This is a genomic window from Parasynechococcus sp. (assembly GCF_042954325.1).
In the GTDB taxonomy this organism is placed as follows: domain Bacteria; phylum Cyanobacteriota; class Cyanobacteriia; order PCC-6307; family Cyanobiaceae; genus Parasynechococcus.
In genome coordinates this window covers 1-20,721 of sequence record NZ_JBGKDS010000001.1, presented here as the reverse complement: position 1 = coordinate 20,721, position 20,721 = coordinate 1, and the positions used below count along the sequence as shown (strand labels likewise).

Below are 20,721 nucleotides of genomic sequence, written 5' to 3'. Positions count from 1 at the left end.
CGTCGCCCTCGCCCATGCAGCCGTCCTCGACCTGGAGACGCTCCGATTGAGCCAGGAACTGATCCAGCAACAGGATCAGTTACGGACTCTGTTGCATCAGCTGCGCAACCCCCTCTCGGCGCTGCGGACCTATGCCCAACTCCTGCTCCGTCGCACCGCCTCAGACAGCGACAACCGCAACCTGATCGAAGGACTGATCCAGGAGCAGACTCAGATCGGGCGATATCTCACCGCGCTGGATGGTCTGGCCGGTGACGAACGTCCTGCGATGGAAGGGCGCCAGAGTCCACTTCTGCTGCCACCCAGCCTCGACCCAGTCGAAGCACCGATCCAGACTGTGCTTAGAGGCCTCAGTGAGCGGGCCGCAGCCACCGCGAAGCTTCAGGAGCGCCCCTGGAGCGGACCGCAGACCTGGCCCCGCTGGACCCAAGCCATGGCCAGCGATGGGGCGCTCACAGAGATCGTGGCCAACCTTCTCGAGAATGCCTTCCGCTACAGCCCACCGGGCTGCGCCATCGGCATGCAGCTGCTCGACGATGGACTCTGCGTTTGGGATGGCGGCTCACCCATTGCCAGAGAAGAGCGCGAGCGCATCTTCCAGAAGGGGATGCGAGGGAATGCCGGACGCGATCGTCCTGGAACCGGACTTGGACTGGCCCTGGCACGGGAACTCGCCGAACGTGAGGGTGGTCGCCTGGAGCTGACCATTCAGCCCCAAACCATTCATCCGAATCTCCCAGCCAGCGGCAATGCCTTTGTTCTCACGCGAAGCGTGACACCAGAGCCATCAGCAGAAGACTGAGCACCTGGGCAACGACCACGCAGGCGCCATAGGTATCACCGGTCTGGCCTCCGAGGCGCCGCCCCAACCACTCAGCGGGCACCAACGCCGCAACGACGCCGACGGCCAGACCTGCCCAACCGAGCGGCAGCAGCAGCGGCAGGCAGACCAGCGTCGGGACAGCATCCCAACCGGGCTGGCCATGGCGGCGATGAAAACCGGCCGTTCCCTGATCGCGCAGGTAGGGGAAGCGCGCCATCGCCCAAAGCGGCGAGACCCTCGCCCAAAACGGCGCCAGCAACAACGCCAACGGATGCTGCGGCAGAAGCTCAGCCATGGCGGCCAGCTCCACCAACAGCACCATCACCAAAGCCAACACACCACCGGCACCGACACGGCTGTCGTCCATGGCCTCCAGGCGACGCGCCGCGCCAGCACCCAGGCCATCGGCGGTGTCCATCAAGCCGTCATGGTGCAGCCCGCCACTGAGCCAGATTCCCAAGGCCAACACGATGGCGCTGGAGCTCCAGGCCGCCCAACCCAGCTGATCCAACAGCCACCAGCAGAGCAGCTGAAGCGCACCGATGCACAGACCGATCCAAGGGGCGAAGCGGGCGATCCGTTCAAACCGAGGTGTCAGTCCTGGCCAGGCCGGCAGAACGGTGTAGAAGATCCAGGCACCGCCAAGATCCTGCAGCCAAGGCATCGAAATCGCTTTGATCGCTGTCCTTCAACCGTTCAAACCCTATTCATGGAGATGAAGCGGATCATGTGAGCAGCAGCTGAAGGCCGAACATGCGCATCGCCATCGTTGGAGCATCCGGACACTGCGGCCGTCAGCTCGCGGTTCAACTGCTCGACCGACGCCTGATTCCCGCGGAAGGTCGACTTCAACTGGTGGGCCACCGCGGTGGTGTCAGCGAAACCAGCCTGTGGGCCCTGCGCACCGATCTCAACGATGCGTTCTCTGACGATGCCCCGGCCATCGACGTTGTCCTTGATGCGGACCAGATTCAGGCCGACATCGTCGTGATGCTGGCGGGTCGCACCCTCAGTACCGATCCAACACAGACGGCCGACCGAGCAGCGCTTGGCACCCAGAACAAACAGGTTTTCGAGCAGTACGCAACAGCCCTAAACGCACAACCGGGAACACCACCTGTGGTGATTGTTCAGTCCAATCCGGTGGAACTGGGTGTGGCGATTTTCGCGAAGGCCTTAGGCCGTCATCGTGTGATCGGAGCTGGAGCCTGGTCGGACACACTCCGGTTCCGCACCGAGCTGGCGCGGTCGCTCAAGGTCCGTCGCACCCATGTCCAGGCCTGGATGCTGGGACAACATGGCGACCATCTCGTGCCCTGCCCGAGTCAGATCAGGGCCTGGGGCGTCCCCAATGCAGCGGTCGAGACCGTTCAAAAGCAGTTGCAAGCAGCCGCCTCGGCAGACAGCTATCCCAACCGGCTGCGGCATCAACGGGCCGACTTGCTCCATCACCTCAAGAGCCATCGGTGGGAACAAGCCAACGACCTGATTGACACCTGTCCAGCCGACCTGCGGACGGGATTGCGACCTTTTCTCACCCACTTCACCAGCGCGGGACACACCACCGAAGTGATGACAGCCCATGCCGTGTCTGATCTCGTCGCCTGCCTCGCCGAAGCGCGACCTCAGGTCTTTGCTGCCCAGGTGCAACTCGCCGGCGAATGGCTGGACTGCCACGGTGTTTTGGGGGTCCCGGTGCTCTTGGGAGTCAGTGGCTGGAGCCAGGTCTGTCCCCTTCCCCTCGATCCGGAGGAAGTGCTCGCGCTGCAAGGAGCCGCGGCCGCGATTCAACAGTCTCTTTCGACCGTCGAAGCGTAGGTTCGGCAAAAGACATCAGCGCCGTGTTCGGCTTTGAAATCCAGGCGCGCTGCCAGCACACGGCAGCCCGATGCGGATGTTTCCAGACACCGCATGGCCCCGTGCAGACGCCACGGTTCATGCCGGTGGGAACCCTGGCCACCGTCAAAGGGATCACCACCGAGCAGCTCCGCCCGACCGGAGCGCAGATGGTGCTCTCAAACACGTATCACCTGCACCTTCAGCCCGGTGAAGACATTGTCAAAGCCGCCGGTGGGTTGCATCGATTTATGGGCTGGGACGGCCCGATGCTCACGGATTCCGGAGGCTTTCAGGTCTTCAGCCTGGGCGATCTGAATCGCATCGATGATCGGGGCGTGGTCTTTCGCAACCCGCGCGATGGACGCACGATCGACATGACCCCGGAGCATGCCACCCAGATCCAAATGGCTCTTGGCGCGGATGTGGCCATGGCCTTTGACCAGTGCCCGCCCTATCCCGCGACCGAAAACGACGTCATCGATGCGTGCCGGCGCACCCATGCCTGGCTGGAACGCTGCGTGAGCGCACATCAACGCTCGGACCAGGCCCTGTTCGGGATTGTTCAGGGCGGTTGTTTTCCGCACCTTCGACGCGAGAGTGCCCATGCGGTGGCCAGCTTTGATTTGCCGGGGATTGCGATCGGCGGTGTGAGCGTCGGTGAACCCGTGGATGAAATGCATCGGATCATCCAGGACGTCACGCCTCTTCTTCCCGATGACCGCCCCCGGTATCTGATGGGCATCGGAACCCTGCGGGAGATGGCGGTCGCTGTGGCCAACGGCATCGACCTCTTCGACTGCGTGCTGCCCACCCGACTCGGACGCCACGGGACCGCACTCGTCAACGGTGAGCGCTGGAACCTGCGCAACGCCCGCTTCCGCCATGACCACACGCCATTGGATGCGAGCTGCCCATGCCCGGCCTGCACCAAGCACAGCAGGGCCTACCTGCATCACCTGATCCGCAGCGAAGAACTGCTGGGGCTGACCCTGCTCAGCCTTCACAACATCACGCATCTGGTGCGTTTCACAACGGCGATGGGACAGGCGATCAGGGACGGCTGTTTTTCAGAGGATTTCGCTCCTTGGGAGGAGGACTCACCCGCCCATCACACGTGGTAGCGTCCGCTTCAACGCCTGTTTCACACTCGGGATGGCTGCCTACACCGTCGACCTGCTGGCTCAGCTCCCGGAGGCTTACCAAGCCTTTGGCCCTCTGGTGGACATCCTTCCCCTGATTCCCGTCTTCTTCCTGTTGCTCGCGTTCGTCTGGCAGGCCTCTGTCGGCTTCCGCTGATCCCTCAGCGACCGGACCGCAGCACAGCCCAAACAAACGCAGGGATCGCCAACATGCGGCGCCAGCGGCTGGGCTCCTGAATCAGGCGATAGAGCCATTCGATCTGAAGGCGTCCCATCCACTGGGGCGCCCTTTTCTTTGTGCCTGCCCAAACATCGAAGCTGCCTCCGACCCCCATCCACAACCCCGAGCAACCCGGCCGAACCCGTTGTGACCAGCTCTCCTGGCGCGGGACCCCCAAGGCGACCAGAACCAGGTCCGGATCGAGCCGTTGGACTTCCTGTTCAATACTGGGCCAGTCCTGCGTGGGGCGATAGCCGTCAACGCACATCACGAGCTTGAGTCCAGGGAAGCGCGCCGGAAGCACCAGCTGGAGACGCTCCATCACGTCAGGCGATGCGCCGACCAGGGCCACACTCCAGCCATGGGCAGCGGCATAGGCCAGCAACGACCAGGCCAACTCAATCCCTGGGCTTCGGACAACCCGAACCCCCTGGCGTGCCAAAGCCCACACCACACCAGCGCCATCAGGAATGATGAGATCCGCCGTGGCGATGGCGTCGCCGAGCTCTCGTTGAACGCGGGCGGTCATCGTCATCTCCGCGTTCAAGGTGACGATTCGTCCCCCTCCACGGGCATGCAGCCCCACCGCAGCGACAGACACATCTCGACAGGCATCGACAGGAACCCCGAGAACCTGGAGGCGACGGCGGTCGTCCGGCGTTGTCTTGACTGATTCCATAAGCGCTGGGCCGCGTTGGAGAATTTAGATGCGGTGCCGGACTTGCACATGGTTGTTGCCCCAACGCACACGGCAACGCGCCTTCGTGAACTCGATCAGGCCATCGAGCGGGTGATCCTGACGCGCCAGGACCCAATCAGCGGATTGCTGCCAGCCAGCACCGCACACACGATCCATGGCAACTACGGCGATGCCTGGGTGCGTGATTGCGTCTATTCCATTCAGTGCGTCTGGGGCCTAGCGATCGCCACTCGACGCCAGGAGGGCGAACAGAGCCGGCGGGCCTGGGAACTCGAGCAACGCGTGGTGAGCCTGATGCGCGGTCTGCTGCAGGCCATGCTGCGCCAGGCCGAGAAGGTTGAACGCTTTAAACACAGCCTTGACCCCCTCGATGCCCTCCACGCCAAGTTCGACAGCTGCTTAGGCACGCCCGTGGTCCCCGATGACGGCTGGGGGCATCTCCAACTGGATGCCACCTCGCTGTTCCTGTTGCAGCTGGCCCAACTCACCCGATCAGGGCAACCGGTGATCCGCAACACCCATGAAGCGGATTTCGTCCAGAACCTGATTCATTACATCGCCCGGACCTACCGGACCCCCGATTACGGCATCTGGGAGCGAGGAGACAAGGGAAACCATGGCCTGCCCGAGCGGAATGCGAGCTCGATCGGCATGGCCAAGGCCGCCCTCGAAGCACTCGACGGCCTTGACCTCTATGGGCCCTACGGGGATGGCAGCCAACGGCTGTTGATTCCCCAGGGCGCCCTCGTCCGCATGCGCCGCGCGCTGCAAAACCTGCTGCCGAGGGAATCCGCCAGCAAGGAAGCGGACAGCGCGTGTCTCTCGATCGTGGGCTATCCGGCCTGGAGCGTGGACGAAGCGGCACTCCGCGATCGCACCACACGCCGCATTCGACGCGAACTGGCAGGGCATTACGGCTACAAACGCTTCCTGAGGGATGGACACCAGAGCGCCATCGAGGACAGCTCTCGCCTGCACTACGAACCCGAAGAGCTGGCGGAGTTCGCCCACATCGAATCGGAGTGGCCCCTGTTCATGGCCTACGAGCTGGTGACAGCCTGCTTCGAGGAACGCTGGGACGACGCCAAGGACTGGTTGGGACGCCTGCAACCGTTGGCGGTGGAACGCGATGGACTGCTGCTGTACCCGGAGCTCTATTGGATTCCGGCCGACCGCGTGGATGCTGAACGGGCCGATCCAGGCAGTCAGGAGCGGGTCGCGAATGACAACCTGCCCTTGCTTTGGACCCAGAGCCTGGTCTGGCTCGGTGAAATGCTCCTGGAAGGTCTCATCTGTCCGGATGACCTGGATCCCTGTCGACGCCGCTTCAGCGGTCAGTACGGAGCCGACAGCGCTCTCATCGCCGTTGCCCCTGGTTCCGAGGCCGTCCAACGCGAGCTTGAGGCCAGCAGCATTCCCCTGGATCTCAGCGGCCAGGTCACAATCCTGAGCTCCAAGGAACTCGAAGCCAAGCTTCGCCATGTCGGGATCAATCCTCGCCTGGGCCTAGGCGGGGGCCCCGTCGAACGAATCGACAGCGAAGAAGCCGCTCGCTTCTACCGGCAGGGAAGCCATTGCTACGCCGTCACACCTGCGGTGCTGGAGAACAGCATCTGCTACCTGGCGAATGACCCCATGCAGTTCCTCGACACCGTGGTCGACGAACTGCACCTGCTTCGTCGCCACTGGCGCGGCGACGGTCTGCCTCTGCTCGTGCTGCCGATCAGCGATGACCTGCTGAGCAAAAATCGCCAGGCCATCCTCACCCTGCTCCATGACTGTCGGAGCGGCAGGATCGGCGGTGTCCCCGTGCAACTGGACACCCTGTCGAACCTGATGGAACAGGGACATTGGATCTCCCTGCCGCCAACTCCAACCGACGCAGCCCCCCTCTCCGAACCAGCCCAACAGGCCCCGATGCTGCGGACGGTCACCGACCTGAAAGACCTCACAGCCGATCAGGAACAGGAGCTGGATGACACCCCACTCGATCAGTTGCGTCATCGCCTCTGGGCCAGCAGCTCCCTGGTGGAGCAGGCGGAGATCCTCGACCTGCTGCGGGTGCGACTGGGCTGCGACGCCAGCCTCACCACCCCAGACGGAACACCGGCCAGGGTGAGGGCCTTGCTGGAGGAGGTCTACAGCCGAGGCCTGCACTGCCAGGACTGGAACGTGGTCCGGCGCTGCGCCGGCGCCATGGGGATGGTGCACCCCCAGCTCGAAGATGCCCTCACCGACCTGCTGCTTCGCCAAACCCAGGTGGTCGTGGGGCGGAACTACACCACCGAATCCCGTCTGACGCAACCCCGCTCCAGCAATGCCATCGCCGCTCTGATTCAACGCACCAGTGGTCAGGATGCGCGCGAACACATGCTGGAACAGGAGATCCTGCGGGCCCTGGATGGCATCAGCCGCCGTGAGCCGACACTGCTCAAGGGCAGCCTCACCATGCAGCTTGGCCAATTGCTGCTGCTGCTCACCTCCGAGCTCGCCAGTGAGCAATCGCTCAGTCAGGACGAAGCCTTCGAACAGGTCTGCTCCCTGTCACCGAATGCACTGCGGCAGCGTCTGAGGCTGGTTCTCACCGATGTGGGACAGGCCCGTGCAGCACTGCAGCGGGGTGAACAGCTTCACGTGACGGGCACAGTGCAATGGACCGTGCCCGAGCCGCTGCAGGAGCGTCCAAGCGGCGGGGACTGGCTGCAGCACCGGATTCGGATGGGAACCCTGCAAAAGGTGCCCAAGGATTTCTATGCCGGGATCTGGTCCCTGCTCCGGCACTGCCGGGGCCTCGTGATCGGCGACAAGCTCGAACGGCGCAACCGGCTCAACAGCCGCGTTGTCCTTGAAAAAACGGCAGGCGAAGCCAACTTCGCGCGCCAGGTCGAGCACCTGCTCAGCCGCGTGAGTGCCCCGGAATACCGCCAGCTCTGCTCGGAATGTCTGCTGTCGCTGATGGCCTTCGCCAACGCCAACACGAGTGTCGTCTTTGACGACGATCTGGTCCTCGATGTCGTGATCGGTCACGCCGTCCGTGTGGGCTGGCAGCACAGCCATCCTGAGCTCAATGTCGCGGAGTACCCGCAGCACAAAGCCAAGGCCTGGGCCCAGTTCTATGCAGCATCGCCGGCCCAATGCAGGCGGTGGCAGATCGATGCCCTGCGGGAACTCGCTGCGGCCGAAGGGCTGGTCTGATTCAGATCGGCGTCAGGAGCGGCGCACCGGAATCGGGATGCTCAACGGCTTGCTCGATCAGATGCGCCAGCTTGAGGGCGCGGGAGGCCTGCAGCCCATCGACCGCAGGGGTTTCCAAGCCGCGCACGCATTGCAGAAAATGTTCGAGTTCCGCGTAGAGCGGCTCAATGGAGGTGGTGCTGACCTCCTCGATGAACCCGTCGTTGCGGTAGAGCAATTCACCATGGTCCGCCGAGTACCACTCATGGGCCCGGCGGTGGATGTGCAGGGTGTGGTTGAGGAAATCCGTCTCAACCAGGCTCGAGCGGCAGTGAGCACTGAGGCTGCGGATTTTGCGATGGCTCATCTTGCTGGCCGTCAGGCTGGCCACAACACCGTTCTCAAAGCCAAGGGTGGCATTCACGTAATCGATCGGGCCATCGGCTGAGCGGCCACCCGCCGCCGCGAGACGCACAACGGGCGCCTGGGCCAACTCCAGCACCAGATCCAGATCGTGAATCATCAGATCCAGCACCACCGAGACATCGTTGGCGCGATCGGCATGGGGGCTGTGGCGCCGGGCCTCCAGCACCACCACTTCTTCGTTGGCCACGACCTTGATCAGCTCACGGAACGCCGGGTTGAAGCGCTCAATGTGGCCCACCTGAAGCAGACAGTCCGCACGGTCTGCAGCATCAATCAAGGCGGAGGCTTCGTCCTGACTCGCCGCGATGGGTTTCTCGATCAGCACGTGCTTGCCCGCCTCCAGGCAGGCCAGGCCGACGGGGTGGTGAAGCAGGGTCGGCACCGCAATGCAGACCGCTTCAACCTCCTCCAGCATCGTGCGGTAGTCCGCGAACCAACGACAGCCCAGCTGCTCCATCGCCAGCGCCCCCCGGGCCTCATCGGGGTCGGCCACGCCGACGAAATCGGCATCTCTCAGCAGGCTCAGCACCCTGGCGTGATGCCAGCCCATGTTGCCGATCCCGATCACACCGACCTTGACGGGCACCATGGAGGCGGGAGACATCGGCAAGCCATGGCGGTTGGCGCCGATTATCGGTGATCAGTCCGTGTTCTCCGCAGCCGGGGGAAGAATCAGACGCACCCGATCGATTCTCGGACCCGCCATCGCCGTGATCTCAAACATCAATCCCTGAAAACGCAACACTTCACCGGCGGCTGGAATGTGCTGCAGGCGCTCCAACAGGAAACCAGCGAGGGTGTGGTGATCGTCCGCCTCCGGCAGGCCCAGGGCAAGCTGCCGGTTCAGTTCAAAGATTTCCAGATCTCCGGCCACTAACCAGGTCCCGAGCTGGCCTTCCTCCTGCTGCAGGTCCGGTTCCTGAAGGCTGTCCTGAAGCTCATCCCCAACGATTTCACCGGTGAGGTCCGCGGCCGTGACCAGACCTTCCGTGCCGCCATGTTCATCCACCACCAGCAACAGGGGCTGACCGTTCCGAATCAAGGGCAGCAGCTCTGCGAGGGTCCGGGTCTCGAGCACACGCACCACCGGCTGCAGATAAGGCTCCAGCGGTGTTTTGGCCTGCAGTTCACCCCGAGCAATCGGTTCGGCCAGCTCGCGCAGATCCAGCACACCCCGCACGTCATCCAGCGATTGACCAATCACCGGGAAGCGGGCGTGGCGGGTGCTGTGCACCGCCTCCATCAACTCCGCGAAGACGACATCCACGGGGAGGGTCACCATGCCGGAGCGGGGGATCATCACCTCACGCACTTGGGTGTCCCGCAGGGCGAACACTCCCTCGAGGATGTTGCGTTCATCGGGAAACAGGCCCGTGACCCGTCCGGAGTCCACCAGGGTTTCCAGCTCACCGGCTGACAACGCCGGCAACAACACATCCCATTGCGCCGTGAAGCCCACCACTCGTAGCGGCAACGCCGCCAAGGCTTCAAGCACCCCCAGCAGGGGCGCCAGGGTGCGCATGGCAGCCTCCAGCAGAGGGGCCAACCGCAACGCAGCGGACTCCGGGCGATTCAGGACCCAGGCCTTCGGCAGCAACCCGGCCAACAACGTGGCGGCCAGCACAAGGACCAGAAACAGACCGAGGTCCAACCAGATCGCGGCAGGGCTGCCCGTCTGCCAAAGCTGCTGGGCCAGGCCACGCCCAGCCCAACCAAGCGCCACCAGCGACAACATCACCCCCAGCTGCGTCAACAGCAGGGCACGGCGCAGGCGGCGTTGCAACCGCTGCACAGAACCAGCTCCAGGCTGATCCTCTTCCACCAACACCTCGACACGGCTGGGACGAAGCCGCAGCAACGCAACTTCTCCGGCCGAGAAGAAGGCCGGAAGTGCCAAGAGCAAAGCCAACAGAATCGGCCGCATCATCGAAGCAACATGGGGGTCGCGGGGATCGAACCCGCCTTAGGCGAATTATGAGTTCGCTGCATTCACCAGATTGCTAGACCCCCTTTCGGGTGAGAATTACCACAGAGGTCGCACCGGAGTGGCCGCTGGGGTCGCCGGATCCTGGAGTGGCAGCACAACGGTCTCAGCCGCTCCGGTGTCGGAGCGCATCAGATCGAAGGCATAGCTGGAGTCAAAGCCGTTGGGCACATCCAGCGTGCGCGTTGGCAACGGGGGGCTTTGCTCCTCCAGCAGGGCCCGGGTCGTGTTCTCGATGGCAATGCCATCCCAGATCAGGGTCTGATCGGGGAAACCGAAGCCCATCACACGATTGCCCTCTGACCCCGCCACGGCGATGCCAAAGAAATCGGTGATCTGATGCACCACATCAACACCACGGCCGTAGGGCGCGGTCCAGGTGTAGGTCACCCTCTCGATCCGTTCCGCCGTGGTCTCCATCGGCTCACAGGTGGTCAAAGACACCGGAGCGGCCCCTGCGGGGGCTGACGGATCCGGGGCTTCCATCGTCGTGGTGCAAACGATGGGACCGGCCAGCGCCGCCGCGGTGAACAGGGCCGGCATCAGGGCCTGAGCCGACAGCAGACGCAGCAGCACGGAAACGAGAACCTCTCCACGCAAACTAAGGAATGAATTCGTCTGCGGCCAGTCCCATGACCCCACTGCCCGGATCGAGCGACGACCGGCGCCGGATCCTGCTCGAACGGCTGGCGACCCTGGCTTACCGCCGCGGCCAGTTCACCCTGGCCTCAGGCCGTCAGAGCGAGCACTACGTCAACTGCAAGCCCGTCAGCCTGAGTGGCTCCGGCCTGGCCTTGATCAGTGCCGGAATGCTCGACCATGTCGAGGAGGCCGCCGTCGCCGTCGCCGGTCTGACCCTGGGTGCCGATCCGCTGGTGAGCGGAGTCGCGGTGCTGGCCGCTCAGCAGGAGCGGGCCCTGGATGCCCTGATCGTGCGCAAAGAAGCCAAGGGCCATGGCACCGGCGCCTGGCTGGAAGGGCCTTTGCCCAGCGCAGGTGCCGTGATCACCGTGCTGGAGGACGTCGTCACGACCGGCGGCTCATCGCTGAAGGCCGTGCATCAGCTGCGCGACGCCGGCTATCGCGTGCAGCGGGTGGTCACGATCGTCGACCGCGAAGAGGGCGGTGAGGACGCCATGGCCGCCGCTGGACTGGAGCTGGTCAGCCTGTTCCGTCTTTCGGAGATTTCCGCCTTTGCCCAGGGGATGACGGCATGAGTGAGCTGTGGGATGCCATGTTCCCGACCCTGCGCCTGAACGGAGCCGGAGCCGCTGCTTTTCTTCAGGGACAAACCAGTGCCGATGTTCAAGGCGCTGCACCCGGTGAACTGATCCAGAGCTGCTGGCTCACCGCCACCGGCCGCGTGCAAGCCCTGCTGGAGATCCGCATCGATGCCGAGGGTGCCGATGTTCTGGTACTGGCCGGCGATGCCGACACCGTGGCCACGGGCTTCGACCGGGTGATCTTTCCAGCCGACCGGGTCCGCTTGATGGAGACCCGGCAGCAACGCCGGCAACAGACCTGGAGCAGCGCTGGACCCGGTCAGTGGGTGGAGGGTGCGAGCGCCGATCCAGGCGACGCCGAGAGCCTGGAACGGCGGCGGATCGAACGCGGCTGGCCAGGCAGCGGTGAACTGCGGGGGGACACGACGCCCTACGAGCTCGGTCTGACCCGTTGGGTGAGTTTGAGCAAAGGCTGCTATCTGGGGCAGGAGACCATGGCCAAGCTCGCCAGTCGCGATGGCACCAAACAACAACTTCGCGGCTGGGAATGCTCCGATGCCGTGGCCGTGGAGGCACGCCTCAGCCATGGCGATGAGCGGGCTGGCATCGTCACCTCGGCCATGGCTGACCGCGGGCGTTGGATCGGTCTGGCCCTTGTCCGCCGCCAGCAGCTTGACGCCACGACCCTGAGCGGGCCGGAAGGGCAAACCTTGACGCTCAGTCGACCGAGCGGTGTGGAGGATCCGCCTCAGGGCTGAACGTGATGGTCTGCGGAGGCCGGATCCGCTGCCAACAACCAATCCGCCACCGCCCATGTGGCCAGGCAATCATCGCGGTTGTAGCGGACGATCCAACGCAGGGCATGGGTGCTGCCGCGGCGGTCGGGGCCACTGCCCTGCCACTGCCGCCACCAGAGCAACGCCCGCGCCCCATCCACCCCTGGCTGACTCCACTGGAAGCCACGCCAGGCCGCGACAGCTTTGAGGCCATAGCTGCTCAGCGGCAACCGCCAATGACGCCGAATCCGGGCATGGACGTCAATCAAGCGGGTCTTTAACGCCAACAGCTCATGTTCCGAGGCCCCCTGTCTCTGGGCGAGCCGACGCAGAGACAGGGTTTCGGTCTCTCCGTAATGGAGCACTGGCCATTCCGGGTAGCGCTGCAACAGGCGTTGAAGTCGCTGCCAACTGCGTTCCTCCCCATGCTCAGCCAGCACCAGAAGCGGGTGATACGAGGCGGCCGCCAGATCCCAGCGGCCATCGCTCTGCCGAGGTAAACGCAGGAATCCATGCAGGAAATCGTGGCGCGCATCAGGGTCGGACTCGATGTCGTAGAGCAGAACTCCAGGCACATCAGCCAGCTCCGGCAAGGACGGCGAACGGTCGAGATGGTCCACCCGGCCGTCGCGTTGGGCCAGCGCCTGGGCCACCAAGGCATGGGCCGCCTCCCCGTGCTGCTCACCAAAACGCTCCATCCGCGCAGCCAGGCGGTCAGGATCAGCCGCCGCCAGCTCCTGAAGGCCCTCGATCCCAAGTTGCTGGAGCATGTCGCGGCGTTTCGCGCCGATGCCGCTGACCTCACTGAGATGACCGTCGGCGACAGCAACGGCATTGCAGGAGGCACGCCAGCTGCACAGGGTGCATTTGCGGCGATCTGCCGCCAGAGCTGGTGGGCTATTGCGCTCCAGATCAGCGGCGAGTTTGCGCAGGCTGTCCGCAAGCTGCCGCCGCAAGGCAGCAGAGAAGCCGACGCGATCACGCTCAAGCCTCCGGCCACCCCCCCCGACGACAAGCATGTCGGGAATCGCAGCCCCCTGCTCCTGCTCCAGCAGCTGGGCCATCAAGGCCAAGGGCAGCTGATGTTCCCGCGTGAGTCGTCGCCCCTGCCGCGCCACAACCGGTTGATACGCGAAGGCACCCCAGCGGCTGTGCCCCTTCACCCGGCGCAACAGGGGTGGGTGCGCCTCCAGGCGCTCTCCATCGGGGCCGTCCCCCTTCAGGCGCAGACCGACCACACCCGCCGCTCCCGCGGCACAGGCGGCATGGCCATGGCCCGGGCGTTCCGGCAACAGGGCAACGAAACAACGCTGCTGATCATCCAGCTGCAGGTTGCGATGGGCCGTCCAGCGACGCTCCGCTGGATCACCGTGCCGGTCCAACCAGGCCCGACGCCGACAGCGCAGCCAGCTGCGTAATAAACGGTCGGTGAGCACGTTGGCGGCAGGCGTGGTGGCACCCATCCAGGGACCTTAAGGCGGGCAACTGCTAGATCCAATGAGTTGCAAGGTCACCCATGTCCTCGGCCCCCTTGCCCCTGAACGCCGCTCCGATCAAGTTCGGAACCGACGGCTGGCGCGGCGTGCTTGGTGTGGACATCACCGTCGAACGCCTGATGCCGGTCGCTGCTGCGGCCGCCCAGGAACTCGCCCACCGCGCCCCATCCGGGCTCAACAGCCGCACCGTGGTCATCGGCTATGACCGCCGCTTCCTGGCCCCGGAACTCGCCGAGGCGATCGCAGCGGCCGTGTATGGCTGCGAACTCGAACCCCTGCTCACGGATTCCCCGGTGCCCACTCCGGCCTGCAGCTGGGCGGTGGTGGAACGCCAGGCCCTGGGCGCCCTGGTGATCACCGCAAGCCACAACCCGCCCGAATGGTTGGGGCTGAAAATCAAGGGGCCGTTCGGAGGCTCGGTGGAGGGTGACTTCACCGCCGCGGTCGAACGTCGTCTCGCCGCAGGTGGCATCACAGCACCGATTCAGAAGGAGGTCCCCCGCTTCGATGGCCGCGGCGAACACCTCGCAGGACTGCGCGCCAAATTGCAACTGGAGCCCCTCGTGGCTGGCTTGCGTGCCATGAACCTGAAACTGATCGTGGACCCGATGCATGGGTCTGCGGCCGGTTGCGTCTCCGACTTGCTGGGACCCGATGCCGCGGGATGGGTGGAGGAGATCCGGAGCGATCGCAATCCCCTCTTCGGGGGCCACCCACCGGAACCGCTGGCGCCTTATCTCGTGGAGCTGATCGCCGCAGTCCAAGCCTCCACCGCAGCCGGGACCCCGGCCGTCGGCCTGGTGTTCGATGGCGATGGGGATCGCATCGCCGCGGTGGACGAACACGGACGGTTCTGCAGCACCCAGCTGCTGATGCCGCTGCTGATCGATCACCTGGCCCGGGCCCGCCAGCTGCCGGGATCCGTCGTTAAAACCGTCAGTGGGTCGGATCTGATGCGCCTTGTGGCCGAAGCCGAGGGCCGTGAGGTCCTGGAGCTTGCGGTGGGCTTCAAGTACATCGCCACCGAAATGCTCACCAGCGAGGTGCTCATCGGCGGTGAAGAATCCGGAGGTGTCGGCTTCGGCATGCACCTTCCAGAACGGGATGCGCTGTTCGCCGCGATGCTGATCCTGGAGGCACTGGTGGAAGGCGGGCTTCCCCTGGGAGCTCGGATTGATGCCCTGCAGCAACGCCATGGTGGCTCGAGCCACTACGACCGCCTTGATCTGCGGCTGGCCGACATGGATGCCCGACGCCGCCTGGAAAGGCTGCTGGCGGAAACCACACCCGAGGAGGTCGCCGGTGTCCCGGTGCAGGAGGTGATCAGCACCGATGGCATCAAGCTGCGCATGGGCCCGAGTCACTGGCTGATGCTGCGCTTCTCCGGGACCGAGCCCCTGCTGCGGCTCTATTGCGAAGGTCCCGATTCAGAACGGGTGCATGCTGTTCTGAGCTGGGCACAACGCTTCGCCGAAGCAGCATGAACAAGCAGCGGGTGCTGGTGATCGCCAGCGGCAACCAAGGCAAAATCCGAGAATTTCAAGGGTTACTCAGCCGCTTCTCCCTGGTGGTTCAACCGCAGCCCGACGGGATGGAGGTTGAGGAAACAGGAATCACTTTCGCGGAGAACGCCAGAATCAAGGCGCTGGCCGTGGCGGCATGCACCGGCGCATGGGCCCTTGCGGATGATTCCGGTCTCAGCATTGATGCCCTTGAGGGCGCGCCGGGGGTGCATTCCGCGCGCTACGCCCCAACGGACCCAGAACGCATCGGCAAGGTACTCGATGCCCTGGATGGTGAGCCGCAGCGCCGTGCCCATTTCAGTGCAGCGCTTTGCATCGCAGCCCCCGATGGGACGGTGCTGGTGGAAGTGGAAGGCCGCTGCAACGGTCTGATCACCCAGACCCCACGGGGAGACGAAGGCTTCGGCTACGACCCCATTTTCGAAGTCGAGGGAACCGGCCGCACCTTTGCCGAGATGACGCTCGCAGAGAAAAAGAGCCACGGCCACCGCGGACGCGCCTTCCGTCTTCTGGAACCACAACTGGAGTCTTTGCTGCAGTCCACTTGACAACAGAACAACAACTGTTCTGTTGCAGCAAAAAACAGCTCCTGTACGGTGAAAGTTGCCGCTGACGAGGTCGATGGCCATCGCCATGACCACGGGTTACAGCGCGCAGACCGAAGGCGCACTGCTCTGCATCGAAGCCGCCTCGGACTGGGCCTTGACTTGTGTTGAACAACTAGCTGCCCAGAGCAGCCACGTCCTGATTGATTACGGAGCCGCCGATGGTGGGACTGCCGTTGGGCTCTGGAGCGCGGTCTTGGACCGGTTGCATGAACGCCAGCCATCCGCCCATCTCACCCTGATCGGCAACGATCTGCCCAGTAACGACAACGTCGCACTGGCTGAAAATGTCGCCCGCCAAATCGGACGTCCGCCGAAACCGACCGTTCTGGTGAGCTGCCGCAGTTTCTACGAACCCACCGTTGCTCCGGACACGGTCAGCTTCGGGTTTTCGGCCACAGCCATGCATTGGCTGAGCGAATCCCCTGGCCCGCTGGACAACCACACCCACGTGTTGGCCTCCGGCGATGCCGAGGCCCTCAAGCGCTTCACAGCCCAGGCGATGAAGGACTGGACCAGCATCCTCGACTTGCGCAGCCGCGAACTCAAGGTGGGTGGCCGCCTGCTCACGGTGAACCTGTCACGCGACGAGCAGGGGCGTTACCTGGGCAACAACGGCGGTGAAACCCGCAACGTCCACGATCAACTCCATCAAATCTGGCGCGAGCTGGCCGATGAAGGGGTGATCAGTGAGGACATCTACCGCCGCGGGACGGTGCTCAATTTCTACAAGTCGCCGGAGGAGTTCATGGCGCCTCTGAAAGACAGCAATTCGGCTCCGTACCGCAACGGCCTTCGTCTGGTGGATGAGCGCACCGTTTACGTGAAGTGTCCCTACCGCCGCCGCTGGGACAGCGACGGTGACACCCAGGCCTTTGCGGAAGGTCTGATGGCGACGATCCGCAGCTGGAGTCGCCACAGCTTCGCGTCCGTTGCCGGCGATGCGATCGGCGATCAGGTGTTCGCCCGGCTGAAGCAACGCATTGCCGATTCCCCCAGCGAGTGGAGCCTCGACTACGTGGAACATCACCAAATGATGGAGCGGGTGGCCTGATGACTGGCACAACGAAATCAACGCCGGCGGTGTCGGTGCTGGCGGAACACGTCTCCGACCACCTTTCGGTGTTCGTGGTCGCGGAAGACACCGATGCCAAACGGCCGGCCAATGGAGGCCTGCGCCTGCTCAACTACCCGAGCGATGAAGCCTGCATCGCCGACGGCGAGCGGCTCGCGGGGCTGATGACCCACAAACATGATCTGTACGGCACCGGGTTCGCCGGGGGCAAGATCGTGGCTCGGGCCTCCGAACCGGACGCGGTAAAAGAGGAACTGATCAACGTGACCGCAAAGTTGCTTGAGTCGCTGGACGGTTCGATGATCACGGGCTGTGATCTCAACACCAGCCTGGAGGACATGGAGCAGCTGATGTCGCTGACGCCCCATGTCCTTGCGGCCGTCGGCAGCCCCGTGGATGCCAGCGCGGCCACAGCCCACGGCACCCTTGGGGCGGTGGAAGCCGTGCTGGGAACCGACTTATCCGAAGCCGAACCCGGCCGCGCCCTCGTCCATGGCTGTGGTGCCGTCGGCGGGACCGTCGCCCGGACATTGGTGGACAACGGCTGGACCGTGTTCACCGTTGATTTGAACCGTGTTCGCGCCACCTTCCCCGGGGCGACGCCACTGCCTCAAAGCTGCCCCTGGTGGCAGTTGAACCTGGACCTGGTTCTTCCCTGCTCGATTTCCGGACTGATCACCGCGGAGATGGCCGGGGAACTGCAAACCAAAGCCGTGGTTCCCGCCGCCAATGCACCGTTCCAGAACGCGCCGCTGGCGGATGAACTCCGCAATCGCGGCATTCCCGTTCTGCCCGACCCGTTGGTGAATGCTGGCGCCGTGATCGCCGATTCAATCGAGCGCTTCTCCCCGGATGCCTGGAAAGACGCCGGCGCCGACGATGTCTACGCCTTCGTGCGCGGAGAAGTCCGCCAACGGGCGACCGAATACCTCAACCAGCGGGATCAGGGCCTGTCTGTGGGAGATGCCCTCACAGAAGTGGCCGCCGACACCGGTGAAGAACCGATCGGCCTCAGCTTCGGAGACAGCGAATGACCGCCTCCGGTTCCCTGCCGCAACACGCCGCTGTGGTGATCGTCGGGGGGGGCATGGCAGGCCTCAGCTGTGCCGCATCCCTGGCCCGACGGGGCATCAGCGATGTTGTTCTCTTGGAAGCGAAAACCCTGGCCCACGCCAAGGCCAGCAGTTTCGGCGAAACCCGGATGTTCCGGGAGATGTATTCCGACCCGGTGCTCTGCCGCCTGGCCCAGGAGGCCAATCGTCTCTGGCGTGAGGAGGAATCCCACGCGGGCACCCAACTGCGCGAGACCCACGGCCTGCTGTTTTACGGCGAAAGCTGGGACGAGGAAACGATTGAAGGGTCAATCCCCGGCGCCCGCCGGGTGATGGATGAGCAGGGCATTCCCTACGAAGCCCTCAGCGCAACCGAGATCGCGGCACGCTTTCCGCTGAAACCCAAAGCGGACTTCACCGGGCTGTTCGAACCCACCGCCGGCGCTGTCCGCAGCGACAAGGTGATTGCCCACTGGGTGCGCACCGCACGGGACGCCGGACATCAACTGCACGAACACCGCGCGGTCACCAGCATCGATCGCGATGGCGGCGGTGTGACCTTGGAGGGCGGGGATCACATCACGGCCGGCCAGGTGGTGGTGGCCTGCGGCATCTGGAGCCAACTGCTGTTAGCGCCGTTGGGCCTGGCCCCGAAACTCGAGGTCTGGCCGATGCTCTGGGCGCACTACACCGTGGATCCAGATCTCGCCTCCCGCTACCCGCAGTGGTTCTGCTTCCAGCAGGAACGCGGTGATGACGGGGGCCTGTACTACGGCTTCCCGGTGCTGAGCACCACCGCCGATGGCCGCCCCCGGATCAAGGCCGGGATCGACTGGGCCCCCAAAGAGCTCAGGGTGGCCGAGCCCAATGCCATGGCGACCGAGCCACCGGCTCGACTGCTGGAGCTGCTGGACACGTTCCTGTTCAACGAACTCGACGGCGTTCAGGAACGCGTGGAGACCGTGATGAGTCCGTACTCCATGAGCAGCGATGTGAACTTCGTTCTGGATCGCCTGAGCCCGAAGCTGAGTGTGTTCGCCGGAGGGTCGGGCCAAGCCTTCAAGTTTGCGCCACTGATCGGCGACTCCCTGGCCCGCCTCGCCAGCAACGAAACACCCGCCGTCGACCTCTCCTGCTGGAGCCACACCCGAGCCGCCGTACGCGCCTGACACCATGTCTGACACTCCATCCAGCCAACGCCCCTGGTGGCGGCAACCCCCGCTATGGATCGGTGGCGGACCGCTGCTGATCTTTCTGGTGGTGGCGGCGATTGACCTCGCCCTTGCCAAACAGATCACCGATGAGGGCAAAGCCCTGTTCAGCGATCTCCTTGGGGGGCTCTGGCAATGGATGGTGGTGGCGGTCTTCCTGGTCGCCGTGGCTCTGGCCGCCAGTCCGATCGGCAAATTGCGCCTGGGTGGTGCAGAGGCCAAACCCTCATTGAAGTTTTTTGATTGGTGCGCAGTCCTGATCTGCACCCTGCTGGCCGGCGGCGGCGTGTTCTGGTCCGCGGCAGAACCGCTGTATCACTTCCAAAATCCATCCCCGGTGTTCCCGGGTGTCGATGGCAGCACCGCCGCCGCGGTGGATCCAGCGCTGGCCGTGAGCTTTCTGCACTGGGGCTTTCTGGCCTGGGCCTTGGTGGCCACCACCACCACGATCACCTTTTCCATGCTGGAACGACGGGGGGAACCGTTACGCCCCCGCAGCCTGCTGGTGAACATCATTCCCAGGGCCTGGGTCGAGGGACCGATCGGTGATCTCGCCGATGGCCTCTGCGTGGTCGCAGCCATTGCAGGCACCGTTGGCCCGCTGGGCTTCCTGTCGTTGCAGCTGAGCAATGCCGCCGGCCAACTGCCGTGGCTCAGTGACAGTGCCGGATTGCAATCCCTGGTGGTCGTGATGCTCACCGCCGTGTTCGCCACCTCAACGGTGAGCGGTATTCAGAAGGGAATCAAATGGCTCTCGGAGCTGAATGTCTGGCTGACCTTGGCCATGGCAGCGGGATTGCTGTTACTCGGACCAGGCCTCTGGCTGATCCAGCATTTCTTCAGTGGCTTCCTCACCTATCTGATCCATCTGCCGCAGATGGCCGTGGCCCCCAACGCAAAACCAGCGGACTGGATCAACGATTGGACGGTGTTCTATTGGGGGTGGTTTCTGGGCTATGCCCCACTGATGGGTCTGTTCACCGCTGGCGTGAGCCGGGGACGCAGCATTCGTGAGCTCGTGCTGGCCGTCGCCATCCTGTGCCCGCTCGTCACCAACCTTTGGTTCACGTTGCTGGGGGGAACGGGCATGAACCTCGAACTCGGCGGCGCCGAAATCACACAAGCCCTCGCTGAGAATGGAGCCGCTGCTGCCTTACTGGCGATCCTCAGCCAACTGCCGCTGGCATGGCTGTTGATCCCCATCGGACTGCTGCTGGTGGTGCTGTTCATGTGCACCAGCGCCGACTCGATGAGCTATGCCGCCGCGATGGTGGTGAGTGGACGGAATGAACCACCCAAGGTGTTGCGTCTGTTCTGGGCGCTGATGATCGGCAGCCTCACCCTGGTGCTGCTCCGCATCGGCTCAGGCCTGGGCGACAGCACCTCGATCGACGCACTGCAAGCCTTCATCGTGATTACCGCCGTGCCGGTGACACCCTTGGTGCTCGCCACCCT

General features: G+C 64.2%; 19 protein-coding genes and 1 tRNA gene. 13 read left to right on the top strand and 7 right to left on the bottom strand.

The genetic code is table 11. The features are described from left to right. Window positions 1-802, top strand: an 802-nt coding sequence (locus ACGVKB_RS00100) for a sensor histidine kinase (RefSeq protein WP_392349231.1), incomplete at its 5' end; no start/stop codon positions are given. On the opposite strand, the gene cobS is transcribed toward ACGVKB_RS00100, so the two are convergent. Next, window positions 762-1,487, bottom strand: coding sequence for an adenosylcobinamide-GDP ribazoletransferase (cobS, locus tag ACGVKB_RS00095; RefSeq protein ID WP_392349230.1), 726 nt, complete (start codon window positions 1,485-1,487; stop codon window positions 762-764). The two genes, ACGVKB_RS00100 and cobS, sit on opposite strands and share 41 nt — an antisense overlap. Window positions 1,488-1,576: 89 nt before the next feature. Here cobS and ACGVKB_RS00090 point away from each other — a divergent pair, with 89 nt between their 5' ends. The 3 genes from ACGVKB_RS00090 to ACGVKB_RS00080 are packed head-to-tail and all read left to right on the top strand — an operon-like array spanning window position 1,577 to window position 3,958. Then, on the top strand, window positions 1,577-2,641 hold the full coding sequence (locus tag ACGVKB_RS00090; protein ID WP_392349228.1) for a hypothetical protein: 1,065 nt from the start codon (window positions 1,577-1,579) through the stop codon (window positions 2,639-2,641). Between the two features lie 23 nt (window positions 2,642-2,664). Beyond that, window positions 2,665-3,783 carry a tRNA guanosine(34) transglycosylase Tgt gene (gene tgt / locus ACGVKB_RS00085; RefSeq protein ID WP_392349227.1) on the top strand — a complete coding sequence of 373 codons (1,119 nt, stop codon included), beginning with the start codon at window positions 2,665-2,667 and terminating at the stop codon, window positions 3,781-3,783. Window positions 3,784-3,814: 31 nt separating this feature from the next. After that, window positions 3,815-3,958, top strand: coding sequence for a photosystem II reaction center protein K (locus ACGVKB_RS00080; RefSeq protein WP_392349226.1), 144 nt, complete (start codon window positions 3,815-3,817; stop codon window positions 3,956-3,958). A 4-nt stretch (window positions 3,959-3,962) separates the two neighbouring features. On the opposite strand, the gene ACGVKB_RS00075 is transcribed toward ACGVKB_RS00080, so the two are convergent. Continuing rightward, on the bottom strand, window positions 3,963-4,700 hold the full coding sequence (locus ACGVKB_RS00075; protein ID WP_392349225.1) for a WecB/TagA/CpsF family glycosyltransferase: 738 nt from the start codon (window positions 4,698-4,700) through the stop codon (window positions 3,963-3,965). Window positions 4,701-4,748: 48 nt separating this feature from the next. On the opposite strand from ACGVKB_RS00075, the gene ACGVKB_RS00070 reads away from it, so the two are divergent. Continuing rightward, complete coding sequence (locus ACGVKB_RS00070) at window positions 4,749-7,916, top strand: glycoside hydrolase family 15 protein (RefSeq protein ID WP_392349232.1); 3,168 nt, start codon at window positions 4,749-4,751, stop codon at window positions 7,914-7,916. 1 nt (window position 7,917) lies between these two features. Here the strand turns inward: ACGVKB_RS00070 and ACGVKB_RS00065 are convergent, their stop codons facing one another. The 4 genes from ACGVKB_RS00065 to ACGVKB_RS00050 form a co-directional block, all read right to left on the bottom strand. Further along, a complete protein-coding gene (locus ACGVKB_RS00065) occupies window positions 7,918-8,925 on the bottom strand; it encodes a Gfo/Idh/MocA family oxidoreductase (protein WP_392349224.1) in 1,008 nt (335 codons plus the stop codon). A gap of 36 nt (window positions 8,926-8,961) precedes the next feature. Further along, a complete protein-coding gene (locus ACGVKB_RS00060) occupies window positions 8,962-10,245 on the bottom strand; it encodes a hemolysin family protein (protein WP_392349222.1) in 1,284 nt (427 codons plus the stop codon). A gap of 13 nt (window positions 10,246-10,258) precedes the next feature. Further along, window positions 10,259-10,331, bottom strand: a tRNA-Ile gene (locus ACGVKB_RS00055). A 13-nt stretch (window positions 10,332-10,344) separates the two neighbouring features. Beyond that, window positions 10,345-10,881 (bottom strand): hypothetical protein, encoded by a 537-nt coding sequence (locus ACGVKB_RS00050; RefSeq protein WP_392349221.1) that lies wholly within the window; start codon window positions 10,879-10,881, stop codon window positions 10,345-10,347. Window positions 10,882-10,937: 56 nt separating this feature from the next. On the opposite strand from ACGVKB_RS00050, the gene pyrE reads away from it, so the two are divergent. Beyond that, the gene (pyrE, locus tag ACGVKB_RS00045) at window positions 10,938-11,522 is read left to right on the top strand and encodes an orotate phosphoribosyltransferase (RefSeq protein WP_392349220.1); all 585 of its coding nucleotides are present in this window, start codon (window positions 10,938-10,940) and stop codon (window positions 11,520-11,522) included. Continuing rightward, entirely contained in the window at window positions 11,519-12,286 is a 768-nt protein-coding gene (locus tag ACGVKB_RS00040) for a glycine cleavage T-protein (protein WP_392349219.1), read from the top strand. Before pyrE ends, ACGVKB_RS00040 begins: the two co-directional genes overlap by 4 nt. Here ACGVKB_RS00040 and ACGVKB_RS00035 read toward each other — a convergent pair. After that, window positions 12,277-13,767, bottom strand: coding sequence for a TM0106 family RecB-like putative nuclease (locus tag ACGVKB_RS00035; RefSeq protein WP_392349217.1), 1,491 nt, complete (start codon window positions 13,765-13,767; stop codon window positions 12,277-12,279). The two genes, ACGVKB_RS00040 and ACGVKB_RS00035, sit on opposite strands and share 10 nt — an antisense overlap. 53 nt (window positions 13,768-13,820) lie before the next feature. On the opposite strand from ACGVKB_RS00035, the gene ACGVKB_RS00030 reads away from it, so the two are divergent. The 6 genes from ACGVKB_RS00030 to ACGVKB_RS00005 form a co-directional block, all read left to right on the top strand. After that, on the top strand, window positions 13,821-15,284 hold the full coding sequence (locus ACGVKB_RS00030) for a phosphoglucomutase/phosphomannomutase family protein (RefSeq protein WP_392349216.1): 1,464 nt from the start codon (window positions 13,821-13,823) through the stop codon (window positions 15,282-15,284). Beyond that, window positions 15,281-15,871 (top strand): RdgB/HAM1 family non-canonical purine NTP pyrophosphatase, encoded by a 591-nt coding sequence (rdgB, locus tag ACGVKB_RS00025; RefSeq protein ID WP_392349215.1) that lies wholly within the window; start codon window positions 15,281-15,283, stop codon window positions 15,869-15,871. Before ACGVKB_RS00030 ends, rdgB begins: the two co-directional genes overlap by 4 nt. Before the next feature lie 73 nt (window positions 15,872-15,944). Then, the gene (locus tag ACGVKB_RS00020; RefSeq protein WP_392349214.1) at window positions 15,945-16,982 is read left to right on the top strand and encodes an SAM-dependent methyltransferase; all 1,038 of its coding nucleotides are present in this window, start codon (window positions 15,945-15,947) and stop codon (window positions 16,980-16,982) included. After that, a complete protein-coding gene (locus ACGVKB_RS00015; protein WP_392349213.1) occupies window positions 16,982-18,037 on the top strand; it encodes a Glu/Leu/Phe/Val dehydrogenase dimerization domain-containing protein in 1,056 nt (351 codons plus the stop codon). Before ACGVKB_RS00020 ends, ACGVKB_RS00015 begins: the two co-directional genes overlap by 1 nt. Further along, complete coding sequence (locus tag ACGVKB_RS00010) at window positions 18,034-19,224, top strand: FAD-dependent oxidoreductase (RefSeq protein ID WP_392349212.1); 1,191 nt, start codon at window positions 18,034-18,036, stop codon at window positions 19,222-19,224. Before ACGVKB_RS00015 ends, ACGVKB_RS00010 begins: the two co-directional genes overlap by 4 nt. 4 nt (window positions 19,225-19,228) lie before the next feature. Next, the coding region (locus ACGVKB_RS00005; protein WP_392349211.1) for a BCCT family transporter at window positions 19,229-20,721 on the top strand (1,493 nt) is incomplete at its 3' end.